15 protein-coding genes are annotated in these 20349 nt (G+C 45.1%); 8 read left to right on the forward strand and 7 right to left on the reverse strand.

Annotated elements, in window-relative coordinates:
* Nucleotide 1: 1 nt before the first annotated feature.
* Nucleotides 2-1501, forward strand: coding sequence for an NADH-quinone oxidoreductase subunit N (locus tag IRJ16_RS20300; protein WP_194113477.1), 1500 nt, complete (start codon nt 2-4; stop codon nt 1499-1501).
* 170 nt (nt 1502-1671) lie between these two features.
* Here the strand turns inward: IRJ16_RS20300 and IRJ16_RS20305 are convergent, their stop codons facing one another.
* Both IRJ16_RS20305 and IRJ16_RS20310 read right to left on the reverse strand, forming a co-directional pair.
* Entirely contained in the window at nt 1672-1971 is a 300-nt protein-coding gene (locus IRJ16_RS20305) for a DUF4286 family protein (protein WP_194113478.1), read from the reverse strand.
* 23 nt (nt 1972-1994) lie between these two features.
* Entirely contained in the window at nt 1995-3809 is a 1815-nt protein-coding gene (locus tag IRJ16_RS20310) for a tetratricopeptide repeat protein (protein WP_194113479.1), read from the reverse strand.
* A 146-nt stretch (nt 3810-3955) separates the two neighbouring features.
* Here IRJ16_RS20310 and IRJ16_RS23155 point away from each other — a divergent pair, with 146 nt between their 5' ends.
* The 3 genes from IRJ16_RS23155 to IRJ16_RS20325 all read left to right on the forward strand — a co-directional run bounded on the left by IRJ16_RS23155 (nt 3956) and on the right by IRJ16_RS20325 (nt 8341).
* Nucleotides 3956-5896 carry an alpha/beta hydrolase family protein gene (locus IRJ16_RS23155; protein ID WP_194113480.1) on the forward strand — a complete coding sequence of 647 codons (1941 nt, stop codon included), beginning with the start codon at nt 3956-3958 and terminating at the stop codon, nt 5894-5896.
* 11 nt (nt 5897-5907) lie between these two features.
* On the forward strand, nt 5908-7548 hold the full coding sequence (locus IRJ16_RS20320; RefSeq protein ID WP_194113481.1) for a sensor histidine kinase: 1641 nt from the start codon (nt 5908-5910) through the stop codon (nt 7546-7548).
* 106 nt (nt 7549-7654) lie between these two features.
* Nucleotides 7655-8341, forward strand: coding sequence for a response regulator transcription factor (locus IRJ16_RS20325; protein WP_194113482.1), 687 nt, complete (start codon nt 7655-7657; stop codon nt 8339-8341).
* A 58-nt stretch (nt 8342-8399) separates the two neighbouring features.
* Here IRJ16_RS20325 and nth read toward each other — a convergent pair whose 3' ends face one another.
* The 3 genes from nth to IRJ16_RS20340 form a co-directional block, all read right to left on the reverse strand.
* Nucleotides 8400-9092: an endonuclease III gene (gene nth, locus IRJ16_RS20330; protein WP_194113483.1), complete on the reverse strand. Its 693-nt coding sequence runs from the start codon at nt 9090-9092 to the stop codon at nt 8400-8402.
* Nucleotides 9093-9249: 157 nt separating this feature from the next.
* Nucleotides 9250-9447, reverse strand: a complete 198-nt coding sequence (locus tag IRJ16_RS20335; protein WP_194113484.1) for a hypothetical protein — start codon at nt 9445-9447, stop codon at nt 9250-9252.
* Nucleotides 9448-9786: 339 nt separating this feature from the next.
* A complete protein-coding gene (locus IRJ16_RS20340) occupies nt 9787-10371 on the reverse strand; it encodes an RNA polymerase sigma factor (protein ID WP_194113485.1) in 585 nt (194 codons plus the stop codon).
* 388 nt (nt 10372-10759) lie between these two features.
* Here IRJ16_RS20340 and IRJ16_RS20345 point away from each other — a divergent pair, with 388 nt between their 5' ends.
* Nucleotides 10760-11926, forward strand: a complete 1167-nt coding sequence (locus IRJ16_RS20345; RefSeq protein WP_194113486.1) for a carboxypeptidase-like regulatory domain-containing protein — start codon at nt 10760-10762, stop codon at nt 11924-11926.
* Between the two features lie 253 nt (nt 11927-12179).
* On the forward strand, nt 12180-15074 hold the full coding sequence (uvrA, locus tag IRJ16_RS20350; protein ID WP_194113487.1) for an excinuclease ABC subunit UvrA: 2895 nt from the start codon (nt 12180-12182) through the stop codon (nt 15072-15074).
* A 178-nt stretch (nt 15075-15252) separates the two neighbouring features.
* Here the strand turns inward: uvrA and IRJ16_RS20355 are convergent, their stop codons facing one another.
* Nucleotides 15253-16605, reverse strand: coding sequence for a sensor histidine kinase (locus IRJ16_RS20355; protein WP_194113488.1), 1353 nt, complete (start codon nt 16603-16605; stop codon nt 15253-15255).
* A gap of 12 nt (nt 16606-16617) precedes the next feature.
* Nucleotides 16618-17295 (reverse strand): response regulator transcription factor, encoded by a 678-nt coding sequence (locus IRJ16_RS20360; protein WP_194113489.1) that lies wholly within the window; start codon nt 17293-17295, stop codon nt 16618-16620.
* A 106-nt stretch (nt 17296-17401) separates the two neighbouring features.
* Here IRJ16_RS20360 and IRJ16_RS20365 point away from each other — a divergent pair, with 106 nt between their 5' ends.
* Both IRJ16_RS20365 and IRJ16_RS20370 read left to right on the forward strand, forming a co-directional pair.
* Nucleotides 17402-18910, forward strand: a complete 1509-nt coding sequence (locus IRJ16_RS20365; RefSeq protein ID WP_194113490.1) for a glycoside hydrolase family 130 protein — start codon at nt 17402-17404, stop codon at nt 18908-18910.
* Nucleotides 18911-19000: 90 nt separating this feature from the next.
* Nucleotides 19001-20263, forward strand: a complete 1263-nt coding sequence (locus IRJ16_RS20370) for a type IX secretion system plug protein (protein ID WP_194113491.1) — start codon at nt 19001-19003, stop codon at nt 20261-20263.
* The last annotated feature ends 86 nt before the right edge of the window (nt 20264-20349 follow it).

The following is a 20349-nucleotide window of genomic DNA, read 5'->3' on the forward strand; positions in this document are numbered from 1 at the left end:
AATGCACGATCTGCTACCCAACATACCCAACTTATTGAACGATGCCCTGAGCAGCGTGCATTTCTTTATGCCCGAGATCTATCTGGGCGTATTGTTCCTTGTAGTACTGGTCACCGGTTTGGTATTCACACGTAATGCGGGCGCGTACTGCCGTATCATTTCGGTAGTGGGGATGTTGCTGGTGATCGCCCAGGATGTCATCCAACTTTATTTACCTGCTAACGAGGTGAAGGCCCTGTTCAGCGGGATGTTGCTGTTACATCATACACCCGTTGTTTTTAAACTGGTGATAGATGTATTGAGCATTCTGCTATTGATCTACTTTGCCTGGGATAAACAGTTAAGGGCGCACAAAAAAGGGTTGGCGGATCTGTTCGCGATTGCCATTGCTTCGATATTGGGGTTGCATTTGATGGTGATGTCTATCAATTTGTTATCGATCTACTTGTCGATAGAATTTGTTTCGCTGGCATCATACCTGATGGTGGCCTACAAGACCGATCAGGGCAACAGCGCCGGGGCGGGACTAAAATATGCGCTTTTCGGGGCGGCGGCTTCGGCGGTGATGTTGTACGGGATATCTCTGCTGTATGCCTTCACGGGACATACCGATATGGTGGTCCCGGAGTTTTTACAGAATCTATCCAAAGTCGACCCATTGGCGGTATCCTTAGCGTTAATGTTGGTGATGGCGGGCATCGGCTTTAAACTATCCTTTGTTCCGATGCACTTTTGGGTGCCCGATGTTTACCAGGGAGCGGCTACGCCAGTCACAGCGTTCCTTTCTACTGTACCTAAGATCGCCGCGTTTGGGATGGTGTTGCATTTGATCGCTCCGTTCGTACTGCATCCGGCCTGGCATGGGTTCGACTTTAAGTTGTTGTTCTCCGTAATTGGTATCGTGACCATGATCGCGGGCAACTTTGCGGCTGTCATGCAGAAAAATATTAAGCGGATGCTGGCTTATTCCAGTATCGGTCACACGGGTTTCGCGCTGATCGCTATCGTGTCGTTCAATCAGGCGGCCGTGTCTGCATTGATATTTTATCTGGCGGTCTACGCTTTGGCCAACATTGGCGCGTTGATGTTGGCATCGCACTTTGCCAACGTGACTGGCGCCGAAGATGTGGATGGATACAAAGGCCTCGGCTTTACCATGCCTACCGCCTCAGTATGTTTCGTGATCATTCTGATATCGCTAACGGGACTACCCGTCACAGCAGGTTTTATTGGTAAGGTAGTCGTTTTCCAGGCGGCATACAGCGTTTATCAGCAGACCCATAATGTTTGGTTGATGCTGCTGATGGCCACAGGCGCGTTGACCACCGTAGTTGCTTTGTTCTATTATATTAAGATCCCATTATACTTATTCCTTAAAAAGGCTGATAACAACCACGAGCATCATGTATCTACCCCAAGCTTGCTGATCGCAGCTTGTGTGATATCTTTCTTACTGGTGTTGGTTGGGGTATTCCCGGATCTGTTGGGTAAGTGGTTGTAAAATCCGAAATGCCATCCTTAACGTAGTGAAGGACCTTCACCGTCGTGCTGTTCGGACTTGCATAGCCGACCTGCTTCATGATGAAGGTCCTTCGTTCCTTAGGATGATAAGGTTTTTATTGATCTGACGGGATCGTCTGCATATCAAACATTCCAGCGTCTGCAAACTCATCACACCTCCTGCATCACCGTATTGAACAATACGAACTTGTTCTCGAACTTGGCATTGTGTTTTAAATGAAAATTTTGCAGGTGTTGACGTTTAAAAAAATCGTAGTTGGATAATTTATCTGTGGTGAATTGCACGCAATAGGTAACACCCTCGTTAGGGGAATCAAGTATGGTCAGTATTTTGTAAGTATTGAACCAGCCATACTTCATGATGGCCGGGATCTGGTCGTTGCGCATAAAGTCCAGCCATTCTTGTTCGATGGCCGGATCCATTACATAAGTTTCGTTGTAAACTATCATCGGCACAAAAGTACCAAAATTAATTACGACTGACCGTTCAATTTATCGCCCCTTAATATGCGGAAGCGTTTGCGGGCCTCGTTTATCCATAGGCTGCCGGGATAGTCGGTAATGATCTTTTGGTAAAGTACTTTGGCTTTTTCTTTATCGGCCAATTGATTTTCGTACAGGTCGCCCAACATAAATACCGCATCATCGGCCCAAAGGTCGGCGTTGTATTTATCTACAATGGTTTGCAACAACGGTGCTGCAGCAGCGAATTCCTTTTTTTGGATAAAGATGCGCGCTTTCGACATCAGGATATCGTCGGCCAGTTCGTTGTCAGGGTATAACTTGCCGATGCTGTCCAGTGCGAGTATCGCTTTATCAGGGCGTTCTTTAAAGATCCACATATCGGCACGGGCGTAGATCTTTAAAGCCGCACCGGTACTGTCCTCTTCAATGTTATCCTTGATGAGTAACGACAGGTTCAGCGCGTCGTTAGCGATCAGTTGGGTGGTGGCAGCTTTTAATACGTCCAACTGTCCGCGCGACCATGTGAAATCGCCTGTATAGTAAGCCAGCTTAGCGTTGCGCAATTTAGCATCCTGCACAGTACCTACATCAACGTTACTTTTTTCTACCTGGCTGTATATCAGTGTGGCTTCCCAGGGTTGGTCGCTCATGACATAGATGTCGCCAAGATCCAGTTTGCACGATGCTAAAACGCTGCTGTTCATGTTAGGTAGCTTAATAGCTTCTTCCAGCATTTTTTGTGCTTCGGGGAGTTTGTGCAATTTAAAGGCTTGCAGTTTGGCCACCTTTTGCATAGCAAAGACCGTCCCGGTAGAGCGGCCGAATTCTGTTAACAGGTCCAGGTAATCCTTTTCCAGACCCAGCAGGTCGGCCTCGGTGTACTTGCCGGCGGTAACTTTAAGGTTCTTGGTGTTGATTAGCTCTACTTTAGATGATACATACATCTGCTGGTCCTTGTTGCCTTTGGCTACAAGGTACTCATAGCCGCGGATAGCTTCATCATAAGCCTGGTTGCTTACCAACGTCTGGCAAAGCTCGAAGATGCTGCTGCCGTCGTCGTTCTTGCGTCGGCTAAGAGCAAGTGCTTGATTAAGTGCTTGGTCATATTCTTTCTGCTGCATAAATTGCCATATCAGCAATTCTACATAAACGGTTGTTTGCGGGTCGGCTTGTATGCGTTTTAATAGTTCGGTCCTTAATAGTTCGTAATCGGTAGGTTCGGATAAAACCGCCCCCATGGTGTTTTGAGCCGATGCGATGTAGACCGGGTTTTTAGGCAAAAAGTTAAGGTATTCAGCGATCAGGGCGGCTTTCTCTCGTTTAAAACGGTAAAGGCTGATCAACTCTAAGGTAAAAGCCTGATCGTTCTTTAACAACGTACGACCCTTTATAAAGATGCGGATAGCCAAGTCGGCGTTCTCGCCCTGATAGAATTGAGTAGCAAGGTTAACGATGCTGTTATAGTCGCTTGGCAGGTCTTTTAATATCGATGCGTAAACATCTTCGGCCTTGTCTTTTTTGCCTTGCTCTTTATATACTTTAGCTAAAGAGATAGCATACTGTACCTGGCCGGGATGTTTCTTCATCATGGCCTTGGCTGTCTTTTCGGCCTCGTCCAATTTTTTAGAGGTGAACAGGCTACCCATATAGTTAGGGAAGTACAATTCGGCATTTTGCTTGTAAAGGCGGGTGTATATCTCTAAAGCCTTAGGTTCCTCGCCATTGGCGCTAAATTGTTGGGCCAAAGCAAGCTCGGTATTTTGAGCAAATAACCGCGTGGTGCTTAGTAATAAGAGGATAAGTAGCGCTTTACAAAATTTCATGCTTATCAAATTTAACTAATTATTGTGGGTTTTTATTGCATCACATTAATAATACAAAGCCGCCGCTAAGGGTAAAATTGTAGTGACATAGTGTCTAGATGCTGCGCAAAATAGTTACTTTGACCTGTTAAACAAGGGGGCACTAAGTGTACAGACCGATCCGTTTTAAACCTATAATATTAGTTGTTTTATTAACGCTGATATTACAAGCCTGCAGCAACGGCACGGTGAGGGAAATACCTGTGCGCGATTTTTTCCGTCCACCCGAAAAAAGCAACTTTAAAATATCGCCCGACGGTAAGTATATATCGTACTTAAAGCCATATAAAAAACGCCAGAACCTATTCATCCATAAACTTGGTGAGGACAGGGATACCATGGTGACCAGCTTTACCGATTACAAGGTGGGCGACTACTCCTGGACATACGGTAACAATATCATCTTTACTCAGTTTATCGACCGTAAATTTGACAAACCAAAGTCTGGTGATGGTGGCAAGCCACTGCAAGATCAGATCCGGATCTATATGCTTAATGTGGCTATGATGAAGGTTCGCACCCTGCTGATCCAGGATAATGCGATGGTGAAGACCGTGCAGACCAAGAACCGCAGCTATCCAGAGATCATCACGATCACATCAAACAAGCGCGACTCGCTGAATTCTGACGTGTTCAGGCTTAATATCCGTACCGGTGAACTGAAGCCCTATATTATCAATCCGGGTAAGGTGAACAGTTGGTTCGCCGATCAGGATGGGGTGATCCGATTGGCCAAGGCATCAGATGGGGTTGACGAGTACATCCTTTTCCGTGGAAAGGAAGAACTGCCCTGGAAGACCATCATCAAAAATAACTTTAAGAACAGGGTAGACCCGATCGCTTTTTCGGGGACCAAGAACTACTTTTACGCATTATCTAACGTAGACAGGGATAAAAGTGCGCTGGTAGAGATAAATGCCGATAACGGTAAAGAGGTGAACGTAATGTTTGCCAGCGAGAATGCCGACATTATGGATTTTGGCTACTCCAAGCGCAAGCATCAGGTAGAGTCGGTATCGTGGGAGGCATCTAAACAACAAACCCAATATCTGGACGGAGATATCGCTGCCATTTATAACGAGCTTAACGAGCAATTTAAAGGCAGCAAGGCCCGTATTATTGACAGGGATAGTTTGGAACGCAGGTTCATCATTATGACCTATGCCGACCGCGACCCGGGATCTTACTATCTGTACGAATTGGATACTAAAAAGCTGACCAAAATAGGTGAATCTAACCCGGCCGTTAAGTCGGAGGAGTTGTGCGAGATGAAGCCGGTATCATTCAAGGCCACTGATGGAACCACTATTTACGGTTACCTGACCACCCCGCAGGATAAAACGCCCAATAATTTGCCTGTTGTGGTTTTGCCGCACGGTGGCCCATTCGGGAATAGCAACCGCTGGGGCTATAGCGCCGAGGTGCAGTTTTTGGCTAACCGTGGTTACGCCGTTTTCCAGGTTAACTTTAGAGGGAGCGGTGGTTATGGCAAAGCCTTTTATCATGCCGGGTTTAAACAAATGGGTGGGCTGATACAGCAGGATATTACCGACGGGGTGAAATGGCTGATCAACAAAAAGATAGCCAACCCTAAAAAGATAGCCATTATGGGCAGCGGTTTTGGCGGTTTTTCGGCCTTAAATGGCATCGCAAAGCATCCGGATCTGTATAACTGTGCGGTGGTGCAATCGGGCCTGATCAATTATTTTACTTATATTAAGGATGTACAGCCTTGGTGGACCAACCGCTTAGCCATGATGTATGAGATGGTGGGCGATCCGGTTAAAGATGCGGCCATGTTCACGGCTATCTCGCCTGCTTTTTATCCCGAAAAGATCAAAACCCCGCTCATCATCTTTCAGGGCGGGCGCGATCCGCGAGCCAATATATCCGATCTTAGGCAATTCGTCGGTCTGCTGATGCGCCAAAAAACGCAGGTGAGTTTTGTGCTGAAAGAGAATGAGCGAACTTTTAGCGAGGAGACCAAGATGGATATGTATGCCGAGATAGAGATATTCCTGAACAATAATATGCGGGTTAAACCGTAGGTTTGTTTGGTATGCATAACACCGATAGTGTTTATCGTAAAAACTTTTGGCTGATCAGCGTTTTCCTGTTCACCATTTCGGTGACGCTGATAGTGGCGCTGGTGTTGGGCTATCGGTCGACATCCATTAACGTTGATAACGATTTTTACTCGCGAAAGAACGAGATACTCGAAAAAACCACCATCAATTATTCGGATCTGTTTAACGAGCGGATACCTAAGATCACATCATATAACGGTTACATGGATTCGGCCTCGGCAGCAGGTTATGCGGCCACTGTTTTTAATGATTTTCCGTTCGTTACCCGCATTGTGTTCTACAAGATCGGCATTGGTAACCAGAGCGCACGCCCCAAAGGTGACCTTGGTATTGTGGAAGAAGGTATTTACCAGTTCACGCTGGACGAGGACGTGCTGATCACGACCATGCTGCCCGACCATGCCAAACACCTGGATCTGGAACCGATGATGGATAAACTGAAGCACTATGTGGCCAATGCTGATACTACCCGCGGACCGAACGACACCGAACAGTTTAAGACCTTTTACGACATTAAGCCTAACAAGATCAGCTACCTGAATATCCCCCGCCCGGCCGAGATCAAGGCTTATCGCGAGGTGCAGAAAAGTGGTAATGCGTCCATCATCTATCCGCAAAATATGATGACCTTTTTTTTGGATCCTACCCAAATGCAGGTAAAGAATAACCACCCCGAACTTTACAAAGAGGTTGCGGTAAAGCAATTGGTTTACGATCCGTTGGATAACAGCGGCGATAAAAAATTTACCGATGCGCCTTTTCCGGGTGCATTGTCTGACTATAAATTGGTTTTCAGGGCCAATAAAAGCGATCTGCAAAAAGAGGTTTGGCGGCAGTTTATGCCGATAGCCGGCGGGGTGGCACTCATTTACACCTTTTTGGTGCTGATAGGATGGCTGATCTTTCGTAACCTGGCTGTGAACATGAAGATGTTTAAGTTGCAGTATGATTTCATTAACAACTTTACACACGAGTTTAAAACGCCGGTGAGTGTGATCAAGATAGCAGGATCCAACATTCGCGGTGAGGCCGAACTGACCGAACGCCAACGCAAACATTACGGTAAGATATTGGACGAAGAGGCCGATAAGCTGAACGATCTGATGAACAAGCTATTGTCGTTCACGCAAATAGAGAACCGATCGATCAAGATCAAGGTAGAGGAAATAGACGTAGAAGAATTTGTTACCAGGTATATCAATACCTTCAAGATCAAATATCCCGACCTTGACCTGAAACATACTACTGGCAAGGGTGTTAACACATTTTTTACCGACCCGGTGTTATTGGGGAGTATTTTTCAGAACCTGATAGAGAATGCCTACAAGTATTCTAATCCGGACCGTAAGGAACTTTTGATAACTATTTTGTTAGAGAAGCGAAATATTGTATTTTCATTCGCTGATAAAGGGATAGGCATCCCTAAAAGCGAGATAGCCAACGTATTTAAAAAGTTTTACCGTATAGAGAATAAGTATAATCAGAACGGCAGCGTGGGCCTTGGTTTGGCTTTTGTGAAAGAACTGGTTAACTTTATGAACGGGCAGATCACCGTAAAAAGCAAAGTGAGCGAAGGTTCGGAATTTGTGGTGTCGCTGCCGTATGAGAATTGATTTTTTAGATGTGAGACGTGAGATGTGAGATGTGAGACAGAAGCGATAACGCAATACTGTTTTTTATCTCATATCTCACATCTCACGTCTCATATTTAACCAAACAATGAACAAAGAAATAAAGATCGCCCTGGTAGAGGATGACGAGAACTTAAGGTTTTTAGTGGCCGAGCGCCTGCAAACCGAAGGTTACAAGGTTTTAGAAGCCGCCAATGGCGACGAAGCCGAACAAATGATCATAGCCGAACAGCCCGACATTGTGTTGCTGGACTGGATGCTGCCGGGCAAGTCTGGGGCCGAGGTTTGCGAGAATATCCGCGCCCAGGGTTTTGATAAGCTGGTGATTATGACAACAGCTAAAGCTCAGGATATTGACAAGATAGAGGCTTATAATTTTGGCGTTTCCGATTATATCACCAAGCCATACAATATGGACGTAGTGGTAGCGCTGATCGATAATAAGATTAAATTCTCGTTGAACAGCGATAAGACCGAGTCGTACAAATTCGCTAATATGGAGCATCAACCTAATACGCACATCTTGATCAAGGATGGCAAAAAGGTAGAGCTGACCATTTTAGAGAACCGGATCTTACTTTACTTCCTAAAGAACAAGAACAAGGTGATCAACCGCGAAGAACTGATGATGGAAGTATGGGGTTACAATGCCGACGTGAATACCCGCACGCTGGATATGCACATTGTGCGCCTGCGTAAAAAGATAGAGGATAACCCTGACTCGCCTAAGTACCTGCAAACTGTAAGGGGGATAGGGTATAAGTTTGCTTTGTAGGAAGCAAGTAAGTCCGAAAGATTTTTACGGGATGGTAGTGATCTATCATCCCGCATTTTTAGTTTATAATGTTTAGCTGAGTATTCTTTTCAGCTTTCTTCAATTCTTCCGTTTTAAGTTTCTCGTAATATTTGCAGAAATAGGTCAGTGGGCAAATGTCACACTTCGGGCTTCGCGCTACGCAGATGTACCGGCCGTGCAGGATCAACCAGTGGTGCGCTACCGCGATGGTATATTTGGGCAGATATTTTACTAATTGTCTCTCGACCGCTAATGGAGTGGTAGCGGTATTGGTCGTGAGTCCGATACGGTTGGCTACGCGGAACACGTGCGTATCCACAGCCATCGCGGGTGCATCATAGACAACAGACGCGATCACATTGGCGGTTTTGCGGCCCACGCCCGGCATTTTTTGAAGTTGGTTAATATCCGATGGTACCTCGCCTTTAAACTCACCGATCAGCATTTGGGCCATGCCTACCAGGTGCTTTGCCTTATTGTTAGGATAACTGACGCTGCGGATGTAAGTAAAAACTTCTTCGGGCGTAGACAAGGCCAAACTCTCCGGACTTGGAAAACGCTCGAACAGCGCTGGGGTTACCTGGTTGACCCGCTTATCGGTACATTGTGCCGACAGGATGACCGCCACCAATAATTCGTAAGGGTTGGTGTAGTGCAGTTCGGTCTCGGGATTCGGCTGGTGTTGCTGAAAATATTCGACAAATAAACGGTAACGTTCGGACTTGAGCATGGGCAAAGATAAGTCTTAAGTAGGAAGTCTCAAGTCTTAAGTCGCGCTGAACATTTTAAAAAAGAAAACACCTTAAGTCAAAAGTATCGGCTCGTGTAACGGAGGGGATACGGGCAATGTGGCTGCTGACTTAAGGCGTTTTTGTGAGGTGGACCGCTTAACGCAAGCCTTTAGAAAAATTCAGGATGTTGTCGATAGTTTGCTGTTGAGGCACTCTTTGCAGGGTGTCCAGATCGGTACGGATCGCATGGTAAAATACCAATTCATCGGCGTCCAGTAACTCTAAAACATCTGACTCTTTCACGGTACTTGGGTTAGTGGTTACATTAATTGTTTGTGTAGAGGTTTCATCCATAAGCTGCTCATAATTTTTTATTGGTCGGTATATGGTTTAAACGAAAGGTACGACTAAATATTTTGTTAAATGAAAATTAAATGAAATTTTGTTGTTCCTTAAAGTTAACCATTGTTCGTTATTTGAAATTAAGAACGGGGGCTGCAATTTAAAATTGCAGCTAAGTGTATTTTTTACAGTAATAATTTGGTGATATTAACCTGTGTTAAGGTGTTATTGTTTGATGTACAGTTAGTTAAATGCTGTAAAATAAAAAATGCCCCTGCATACAGGGGCATTAAAACATAACGTACTAATTCAACAGTCGCTCTTTTGGAGTAAGTGACCGTATGGGAGAACCTAATTTTTGAGGCTCAATTCTTTGTTCTGCATCATCTTGCGCAAGTTATTAAGCGCATAACGCATACGCCCCAGCGCGGTGTTAATGCTCACCTCGGTAATGTCGGCTATCTCTTTAAAACTCAGGTCGCCGTAGTGGCGCATGATCAACACTTCCTTTTGCTCTTCGGGCAACAGGTGTATCAGCGCTTTCAGATCTTTGTGGGTCTGCTCGCGTACCAGTTTATCTTCGGCACTTTCATCGTAATTACCCAACACCTCAAAAATGTCGAAATCATCGCCTCCACTAACCAGCGGCGTACGTTTTTCGCGACGGAAGTGGTCTATCACCAGGTTATGCGCAATACGGCTCACCCAAGGTAAAAACTTGCCTTCCTCGTTGTATTTTTTAGCTTTAAGGGTATTGATCACCTTGATAAAGGTGTCCTGAAAGATATCTTCGGCCAGGGCTTCGTCCTTCACCAACAGATAAATGGATGTGTAAATTTTGGTTTGATATCGCCTTATCAGCTCCACAAGCCCCGCCTCATCACCGGCAACATAAAGATGGATCAGATCCTGATCACTTTTCAATTGAAGATCCATAGAACTTTAAATACTTTATTAAGTTTCAAACAGAAAAATAAAAATCTCTTAAAAAGTAAAGTTCTATTCTATAGGGGCTCCTTTGTTTTATGTTTCTACTACCAAATAAAATAATTAAACATTATAAATGCAAATTATTTTAAACAATTAACATTTACGTTTTTGATGCTTTATATGGCTTTGTTGCCAATGCAAAGTATCATATTTCAATAGTGCCATAAATATAAAAACAATATTTTGAAAACTGCTTGTCTGCAACAAACTATTCTGTTAGTTCGACAGATGGATGACACATTGGTTTAAGGATATACGTTGTATCTTGAAGTTTAGTTGTCTTTGCTTTAAAGTCGGCAAAGTAAATATTTACTCTTTTTATTAAATTTGAGTTATGCGCTACCTATTCCTACTCCTTTTTGTTTATCCGCTAAACTTGGCGGCACAAACTACCATGAGCGGTAAAGTGTTAAGTTTGGTAAACCAAAAGCCGGTGGCCGATGCCAGCGTGTTTTTAAATAATACATCCATAGGTACCAAGACCGACGCAGCCGGAACATTTACGCTAAGTAATGTAAAGAATGGCAAATACGATCTTATTGTAAGCTGCGTAGGTTTTGAAGCCGTTAGTCAGGGCGTTGTAGTGCAGGATAACAAAGTACAAGTTCCGGATATCCAGCTAATGCCCAAAGTGACCGAGTTACGGGAGGTAAAGATCGGTAAAAAGAACACCCGGGTTGATAGCAGGCGGGCACGGCTGTTACGGATGTTCATGCAGGAATTTTTAGGCAATACTGCTAACGCATCGCAAACTAAGATCCTGAACCCCGAGATATTGTATCTGGATTATGATGAAGAGCAGCAGAAACTCACGGCCAGTACGCAGGATTTCTTGATCATTGAGAATAAGGCACTTGGCTACCGCACTAAGTATCTGCTTACTTCATTTGTAAAAGACCCACTTAATAATATACTGCAGTACACCGGTGCCTCGGCTTTTGAGCAGATAAAAGGCACGCCGGAGCAGCAAACAGAATGGCAAAATAAACGGGTGAAAACCTATCTTGGGTCGGCTATGCATTTTTTGAGGGCCTGTACCGAAAATGCTGTCGGGCAAAATGATTTTACTGTTTTTAAACTGCAGCGTACACCCAACCCCGACCGTGCGCCCGACAGTGTGATCCTACGCAAGATCAGGTATTTTACCGATGTTAAGGAGCGTGATTCGGCGATCTATTGGAGTACCATGTTCCAGGAGCCAAGGTTTGCCTATAGCGTGCCTAAAGTGAAGCTGGACGCAAAGGAATATATCAAAGCTACCGATCAAAAGAGCTTCTTCGCCTTGTATCACCCTAATATTTTAATGGTGAACTACAAGAACAACAATGCCAATGCGAATGCCAATTCTACACTGATCATCTTTGGCGATCAGGAAACCTATTTTGATAGTAACGGCATCATCTTATCCATGAGGGACAATAAATTTGAGCGCTACTGGAGCGAATTACGCTTTGCCGACCAGCTGCCTGCCGACTACGAATTACCCAGAAGTTTGAAATAAGGTATAGATCTTGTCCGGCAATTCAATTCCTTTACAAAAAGCTGATAATTAATTCGCTTGCTCCTATTGGAAACTGCTAAATTTTTTAGGATTTTTGCGATCGGGAGAAAAAGTTCATGGTTGATGGTTCATAGTTCATGGTTTTTAAAGAGAACCATAAGGTGTAGTACGCTGTTACTATGATTTATGATCCAATAACCATGAACTTCCCAAGGGCTATCAACTATGGTCTATGAACCATGAACTAAGACAAATGAGCACAGAAGCAGAAAAAGATCCGCAAAAACATATCATCATTAAAGGCGCAAGGGTGCATAACCTTAAAAACCTGGATGTTGCCATACCCAAAAACAAGCTGGTGGTGATCACCGGCATGTCTGGATCAGGCAAGTCCTCGCTGGCTTTTGATACGCTTTATGCCGAAGGTCAGCGCCGTTATGTAGAGAGCTTATCCAGCTATGCGCGCCAGTTTTTGGGCCGTATGAATAAGCCTGATGTGGATTATATCAAGGGCATTGCCCCGGCTATCGCTATCGAGCAAAAGGTGATCACATCTAACCCAAGGTCTACCGTAGGTACTTCGACAGAGATATATGATTATTTGAAGCTGCTTTTCTCGCGGATAGGTAAAACGATATCGCCCGTATCAGGCAAAATAGTTAAGAAAGATACCGTTACCGATGTGGTTAACTTTGTGGCCGAGCAACCCGACGATACGCAGGTCACCATCCTTTGTCCACTGCACCCGCACAATAACCGCAGCCTGAAAGAAGAGCTTGCGGTATTGTTGCAAAAGGGTTTTATCCGTGTAGAGTATAACGGGACGCTTGCCCGTATCGAGACCATTTTGGAAGACGAGAGCATAGCTAACGTACTGATGGGCGCGGAGCCTGAAGCGGCAAATACTGAGGTTAAAAAGACCAAAGCCAAAACTACTAAGCAAAAGGTTGAAGCGGCTGCACCAACGATACGTATCGTTGTAGACCGTATCGTTAAGAATGGTGAAGAGGAAACCCTAAGCCGCGCGGCAGATTCGGCGCAGACTGCCTTTTTTGAAGGTAAAGGTGATTGCTATGTTCGCTACCAGCAACCTGATAGTGAGAGCGAAAGCGAGATATTCTTTTGCGATAGATTTGAATTGGATGGCATCCGTTTTGAAGAACCATCATCAAACTTTTTCAGCTTTAATAACCCTTATGGGGCTTGTAAGAAATGCGAAGGTTACGGTAAGGTGATCGGTATTGATGAGGACTTGGTGATCCCCGATAAAAGTAAAAGCGTTTACGACGGTGCGATAGCCCCATGGCGTGGCGAAAAAATGCGCGAGTGGAACGATAAGTTGGTAAAGAACGCCCTGAAATTCGATTTTCCGATCCATCGCCAATACAATCAACTTACCCCGGAGCAGCAACAACTGATCTGGAGCGGTAACCAATACTTTGTTGGCCTTAACGATTTTTTTAAGGAACTGGAAGAGCAAACCTACAAGATACAATATCGTGTTATGCTATCGCGCTATCGCGGTAAAACTACCTGTCCCGAGTGTAAGGGCAGCCGTTTGCGTGGCGATGCGTCGTATGTGAAGATCGCCGGCAAAAGTATCACCGACATTGTGCTGATGCCTTTGGATACCGCATTCAACTTTTTTAGAGATCTGCAACTGAACGAGCATGACGCTACCATTGGTAAACGTTTGTTGCAGGAGGTTGATAGCCGCTTGATGTTCCTTAACGATGTAGGTTTGAGTTACCTGACGCTGAACCGTCTGTCGAACACACTTTCAGGCGGTGAATCACAAAGGATCAACCTGGCTACATCTTTGGGTAGTAGTTTGGTAGGTTCGATATACGTGCTGGATGAGCCGAGCATCGGTCTACACCCTCGCGATACCCAGCGATTGATCACCGTATTAAAGTCGCTGCGCGATGTGGGTAATACGGTGTTGGTTGTGGAACACGAGGAAGAGATCATGCAATCTGCCGATCACTTGATCGATATTGGCCCGGCCGCAGGTACGCACGGTGGCGAGTTATGCTTTTCGGGTACTTTCGAGCAGATGTTGATCGACGATAATAGTTTAACAGGTAAATACCTTAGCGGTAAAGAACAAATCGCTATACCGGCCCAGCGCCGCCAATGGTACGATTTTATAGAACTGAAAGGCGCACGTGAGAATAACTTGAAGAACGTGAACGTGAAGTTCCCGTTGGGTGTTTTGACCGTAGTGACCGGCGTGTCAGGCTCAGGTAAGACCAGCTTGGTGAAACGCATATTTGCTCCGGCCCTGCAAAAAATAATGGGTAACTACAACGGCGAGCAGACCGGTAGCTACGATAGCCTGGAAGGCGACTACAATAAAATAGAACAGGTAGAAATGGTTGATCAGAACCCGATCGGCCGTTCATCGCGCTCTAATCCGGTCACCTATGTAAAAGCTTGGGACGAGATACGTAACCTGTACGCCGCCCAACCGGCTGCCAAGGCGGCAGGACTGAAGCCATCGGCGTTTTCCTTTAATGTAGAAGGCGGCCGTTGTGATGTTTGCCAGGGCGAAGGCGAGGTGAAGATAGAGATGCAGTTTATGGCAGATATATTTTTGCCGTGCGAATCGTGCAATGGTAAACGCTTTAAGCAGCATATTTTGGATATCCAATACATGGAAAAGAATGTATCGGATGTATTGAGTATGACGATCGATGAAGGTTTAGAGTTCTTCCGCAAGGAGCCTAAGATCCTGAACAAGATCAAACCTTTGGTTGATGTAGGCTTGGGTTATGTACAATTAGGGCAATCGTCAAACACGTTATCAGGCGGCGAGGCGCAGCGTATCAAACTGGCATCGTTCCTGGTGAAGGGTAACAATACCCACAAAACACTATTTATTTTTGATGAACCGACTACAGGTTTGCACTTTGCTGATATCAAAAAACTGCTAAAGTCTTTTGATGCCTTGCTGGATAACGGCAATACAATCATTGTGATAGAACATAATATGGACGTGATCAAAAGTGCGGATTGGGTGATCGATATCGGCCCGGAAGGCGGCGATAAAGGCGGCACGGTAACGTTTGAAGGATTGCCCGAAGATCTGGCCAAAGTAGAAAATAGCTATACAGGTAAGTTCTTAAAAGAAAGGTTTGGCAATTAGATACGAGGAGATGATGGCATTGGATAATGAGGGTGGCGTACATGCATCATCGCCTTTTTATTCAATTATAACTAAGTCAAGAATAAACCGTCCCAACAAAAAAGGCTGCCCTTTTTTACAAGGACAGCCCTTAATAGGGGTAACTCGAAACTAAAACCTTGGCAATGTACGCCCGCAATTATGAAGTTTTAGTGAAGTTTTGTCTTTTATTGAAAATGAGGGTGAACGTAGTGCCCTGTCCCTTGTGCGACTTAATACCAACATCTACCTGATGGAAGGTGGCAATACTCTTCACAATGGCCAGGCCCAACCCGTAACTTTCTGCCTCGTCGCTTTGTAGTTTTTCAAATCGGTTAAAGGCTTTTTCAATTTGGGGATCTTCCATGCCTATGCCTGTGTCGGCTATTTGAAGGGTGTAATATTCGTCGTTGATATCGTCCGTAATTACGATACTGCCGCTGTCATGATTGTATTTGATCGCGTTATTAATGATATTGAACAGCATGTTATGCAGCAGCGGGCGGTTACCCGTCATGCTGAATTGATAAGTTATGCGGTTGTAAAAAGTAATGTTTTTGGCCTCTAAACGATCTTCCAACTCTTCAGTAATTTCGGCCATCAGCTCGGGCATATCTATTTTATCCGTTTTGGCAAACTGGTTGTTCTCTACTTTAGATATCAGTAAAAGGCTATTAATGATGGATCTAAGCCTGTTCAGCGTTTTTAACGACGCAAAGATCTTATTTTCGGCACTCTCGCTTAACTCTTCCTTAACCATCAGGTTCTCTAACCGAGTACTGATGATAGATATCGGTGTCAGCAGTTCGTGCGATACGTTGGCGATGAATTGTTTCTCTAACTGAAAGAGCGTCGATATTTTCTTCATCAACGTACTGATGCTATCATCCAACATTTTAAAATCGTACGTGGTGGTACTGATCGGTTCATGGTCAAAGTTGAGCGGATCGTTAACATTCACCAGTTTTTTCTCGATGATTTTGTAGAAAGGTTGAAGGAGGTATTTGGTGAACACCATATCGCTCACCAGCGTTAATACTAAAGCCACGGCCAGCATCACCAAAGTGAATTTTTTAACGATATCTTTTAGATCCTCTACAGATTCAATGCTTTCACCTATCTCCAGCAGATAGGTCTTATTATCAAAATCAAAATAGGTGCTTAATACACGGTACACCTCGGGCACATTATCAACAATGCGCCGGTCGGTGCGGTACTTTATCTCTGATGAGATGTGGGGTTGATATGCCACCTGCTTGGCCGTTACATATTCCTGATTAAGAATGTTAAAATCGCGGTAGGTAGATCGTGTTTGGGTTTGCGATTCCAAAAATTCGTTCAGTTCGCCGGTGCTAAGGTCGTTCAACAGACGTACTTTACTTTTCTCTAAACGGGCCTCAATGTGGTTGACCGATATTTTCTCGATAAAAAAAAGTGTGATCAAACCTGTAAAAAGAATGATCGCGATCTTGGTGAGGGTATTATATAGGGCCAGTTTAAACCGCAGTTTCATAGTTGGGCGAGCTTAAATATTAATGCGATAACCAATGCTCCGCACCGTCTCGAACCATTCTATGGGCGCGCATACTGATAGTTTTTTACGCAGGTTCTTTACGTGTACATCCACAAAGTTCGAGTCGGAATTGATCTCCAGCACATCGCCCCAAACGTGTTCGGTCAAGTTGGTGCGCGATATTACTTTATTTTTGTTCAGCACCAGGTAGTTGAATATCTCAAATTCCTTTTTGGTGAGGTTGACACGTTCGTTATTAAATTGTACCGTCCGGTTCTGGATGTTGATCTTAAATTCCTTCACCACCACATCATTACTTTCCAGCTTATGCTTGCGGCGGGTGATGGCATGCATGCGGGCAAGCAACTCGTTCAGACTGAATGGCTTGGGCAGGTAGTCGTCGGCACCTTGTTCCAAACCATGGACACGGTCGTCCACTGCCCCACGTGCGGTCAGGATGATCACTGCGTCCTGCCTGCCGGGTATTTTTTTAAAGGTGGCCAGCAGGTCGAAACCGTTGCCGTCAGGTAAGCCCAGATCCAGCAAAATAAAGTCGTAATTGTTCACAAATATCTTTTCGCTCGCGCTTTTGCTGGTGCGTGCGTGTTCCACAGTAAACCCTTCGCGACTCAAAAACTCGTCTATTTCGAGCGCAAGCCCCTTTTCGTCCTCAACGATCAATACATTCATAGCGATGCAATTTACAAAAACATAAAACTTATGGTAATTGCGTTTGTCTTGTAGGTAAGAATAAACAGCATACAGCTCCCAAAAACAACAGAAACTTGTTCGCATTATGAGAATAGCCATCGAACGAAAGCCCGTAAGAGTAAATCCCGATAGTAAACGTGTAATAGCCCGCTTTTTCTTTAACGGTAACGACCGCGCCAAAGAGGTGCTGCAACGCGTGATGAACATTAGCGAGGACGAGGCTTTCGGCATCGTATCCCCCATATTGCAGGAGTATTCTAAACGCCACCGTAATATCACCCGCGTACTTAACCGCCACTGCGCCAAACTGAAGAACCTTTTTGAGGAACTCAGCATCGATTTTGACAGCCTGACGGTTTACCGCAAATTGCTGATCGGATCTTACTTCACGCACGAATATTCTATCGAATCGGCAGCATTCTTTAATCCTTCTATCGTGGACGATCCTGACCAATCCGAATTAGAGGATGGCGAACGCCGCGTGATCATGAGTTTCCGCGCAGTGGGCGAGGGACACATATCATCTATCACTTTCCGCCGTGCTTTGTTGGATAAGCATAATAATATTACCGTGCTGCCGGCCGGCGATTATATTGACGAGGCCGAGATCGTTAGGAATGCCGTTTATAATAAGAAATTGTTCTTTGAGAAAGCGGTGTCTACTCAGATCAACGTATCGGTATTGAGCGAGTTAGAATCTAAATTGGATCACCACTTTGAATATGCCAATCTGCGCCGCATCATTCAGGATTCGCAGCAATTGCAGGAAGATGATATGGCCCGTTTGGAGTACGATAAAGTGCTTTGGCTGGCCGATAGTTATTACGAGATCGTTTTCTCGATGGATACCGATATATCCGACCGGGTGATCTTCCCGATATCCGAATACGAACGTAAAGGTATTGAGGATGCCCGTTTTGTAAAGTTCGTTAAAGAGGACGGCACCTTCATTTACTACGCAACGTATACGGCTTACGACGGTTCGCTGATCATGCCGAAACTGTTGCAGACCACCAATTTTTACGATTTTCGCATTATGCCGCTTTATGGCGATGGTGCACAGAATAAGAACCTGGCGCTGTTCCCTCGTAAGATAAATGGAAAATATGCTATGATGTCCCGCATTGACGGCTGCAATAACTACATCATGTATTCGGACAAGATCAACGTATGGGAGAAACCTCAGCTGCTGCAAAAACCATACTTCCCATGGGAATTCGTTCAGATAGGTAACTGCGGTTCACCGATAGAGCATGCGAAAGGCTGGCTGATCATTACCCACGGCGTTGGTCCAATGCGTCGCTACGTATTAGGGGCCAGCCTGCTGGATCTGGAAGACCCAACTAAAGAGATCGGTCGCTTAAAAGAACCACTGCTAATCCCAAATAATGACGAGCGCGAAGGTTATGTTCCTAATGTGCTTTACTCTTGTGGATCTATCGTGCACAACAATAAACTGATCGTGCCTTATGGCTTGTCTGATTATTCAACTTCATTTGCCGAAGTGGATATGGACGCGTTGGTGAATCGATTGCTGAAAGATGGTCCGGCTATTCCGGATGCTGCCCCGGCAGCCCAATTGGCGACATCATAATTCTGATCATAAAATATCGTTATACCAAGCGGTGCAGGGTTGTCCTTGCGCCGCTTTTGTTTTTAATTGATTACTTTGCTTCCACTATTTATGAAGCGGATATTTCTATTTTTTTGTTTGTTGAGCGGACTGGCGGCATCGGCGCAAACGCTTGTTACGGAGGATGACCGCGTGTTCTCGCCCGTTATAAAAAGTGTACAGCTTTATCCCGTAGGGAAAGAGAGCGTGCTGCCCGTCATCGCCCTGAATAGTTCGGAACAGTTGCTCCTATCTTTTGATGAGATCAGCAATAGCTCGCGCACTTATAACTACACCTTTCAACACTGCGACGCGCAATGGATTCCATCAAAATTAACACCGCTGGAATATATCGCCGGGTTTCAGGACGACAGGTTGCGGGACTATAGCTATTCATCGGTCACCCGAAAAAAATATGTGCATTACGAGTTGAAATTCCCCGACCGCAGCATGATGCCGAAAATATCAGGTAATTATCTGTTGAAGGTTTTTGAATTTGATAAAGATAAGCCTGTGCTTACCCGCCGGTTTTACGTGGTGAACACACGCGTGAGCGTAGCTGCCGACATTGTGGCATCGCCAAACACGGCCTTGCGCGAGACCAATCAAAAAGTGAATTTTCAGTTAGACTATACCGGCCTGCCGGTGAGCAGCGCTTATAACGATATCAAAGTGTTCATTATGCAGAACGCCCGTTCGCCATGGGGATTAATGAACTTGAAACCGACAATGATCCGTGGCACGCAACTGATCTATAACGACGTTAATATTAACGATTTTGCGGGCGGCAACGAGTTTCGTCGCTTTGATACGCGGACTTTAAGATTAAACTCCGAACGGGTCGAGCGCATCTATCGTGATACCGCCAATACAGTAATGCTGCTGACCGACCGCCCGCGCGATAAACCGAACTACACATTCTTGTTCGACAATAACGGTAAATACTTCATTGGCAATCAGGATGGCCGCGATGCCCGGACAGATGGCGATTATGCGCATGTTTATTTTAATCTTGCCGCCAATAAGACGGATAGGGAAGGTACAGCCTACGTGGTCGGGCAGTTCAATAACTACCAGCTGAACGAACAGAGCAAGATGAGTTTCGACAACCTGAGTAACCGTTTTTATACCGACATATCCTTGAAGCAGGGCGTTTACGATTACGAATATATCTGGGTAGACCAGTCGAGCAAAAAGGTGGACCGTATTATGTTGGAGGGTACCCATTTCGAGACCGAGAACGATTACCAGTTATTGGTCTATTTCCGCCCGGCCAACGCCCGCTGGGATGAGTTGGTAGGATATAGGTTGCTGAATACGGGAGTGAAGAAATAGCCCCCCCCAGCCCCCTAAAGGGGGAGTAAAAATGCGAAGGGCTGTCCCGATAGTTATCGGGAGCCATTTGCGAAATGATAAAACGG

It is taken from the genome of Mucilaginibacter myungsuensis, from assembly GCF_015222005.1.
Classification (GTDB): domain Bacteria; phylum Bacteroidota; class Bacteroidia; order Sphingobacteriales; family Sphingobacteriaceae; genus Mucilaginibacter; species Mucilaginibacter myungsuensis.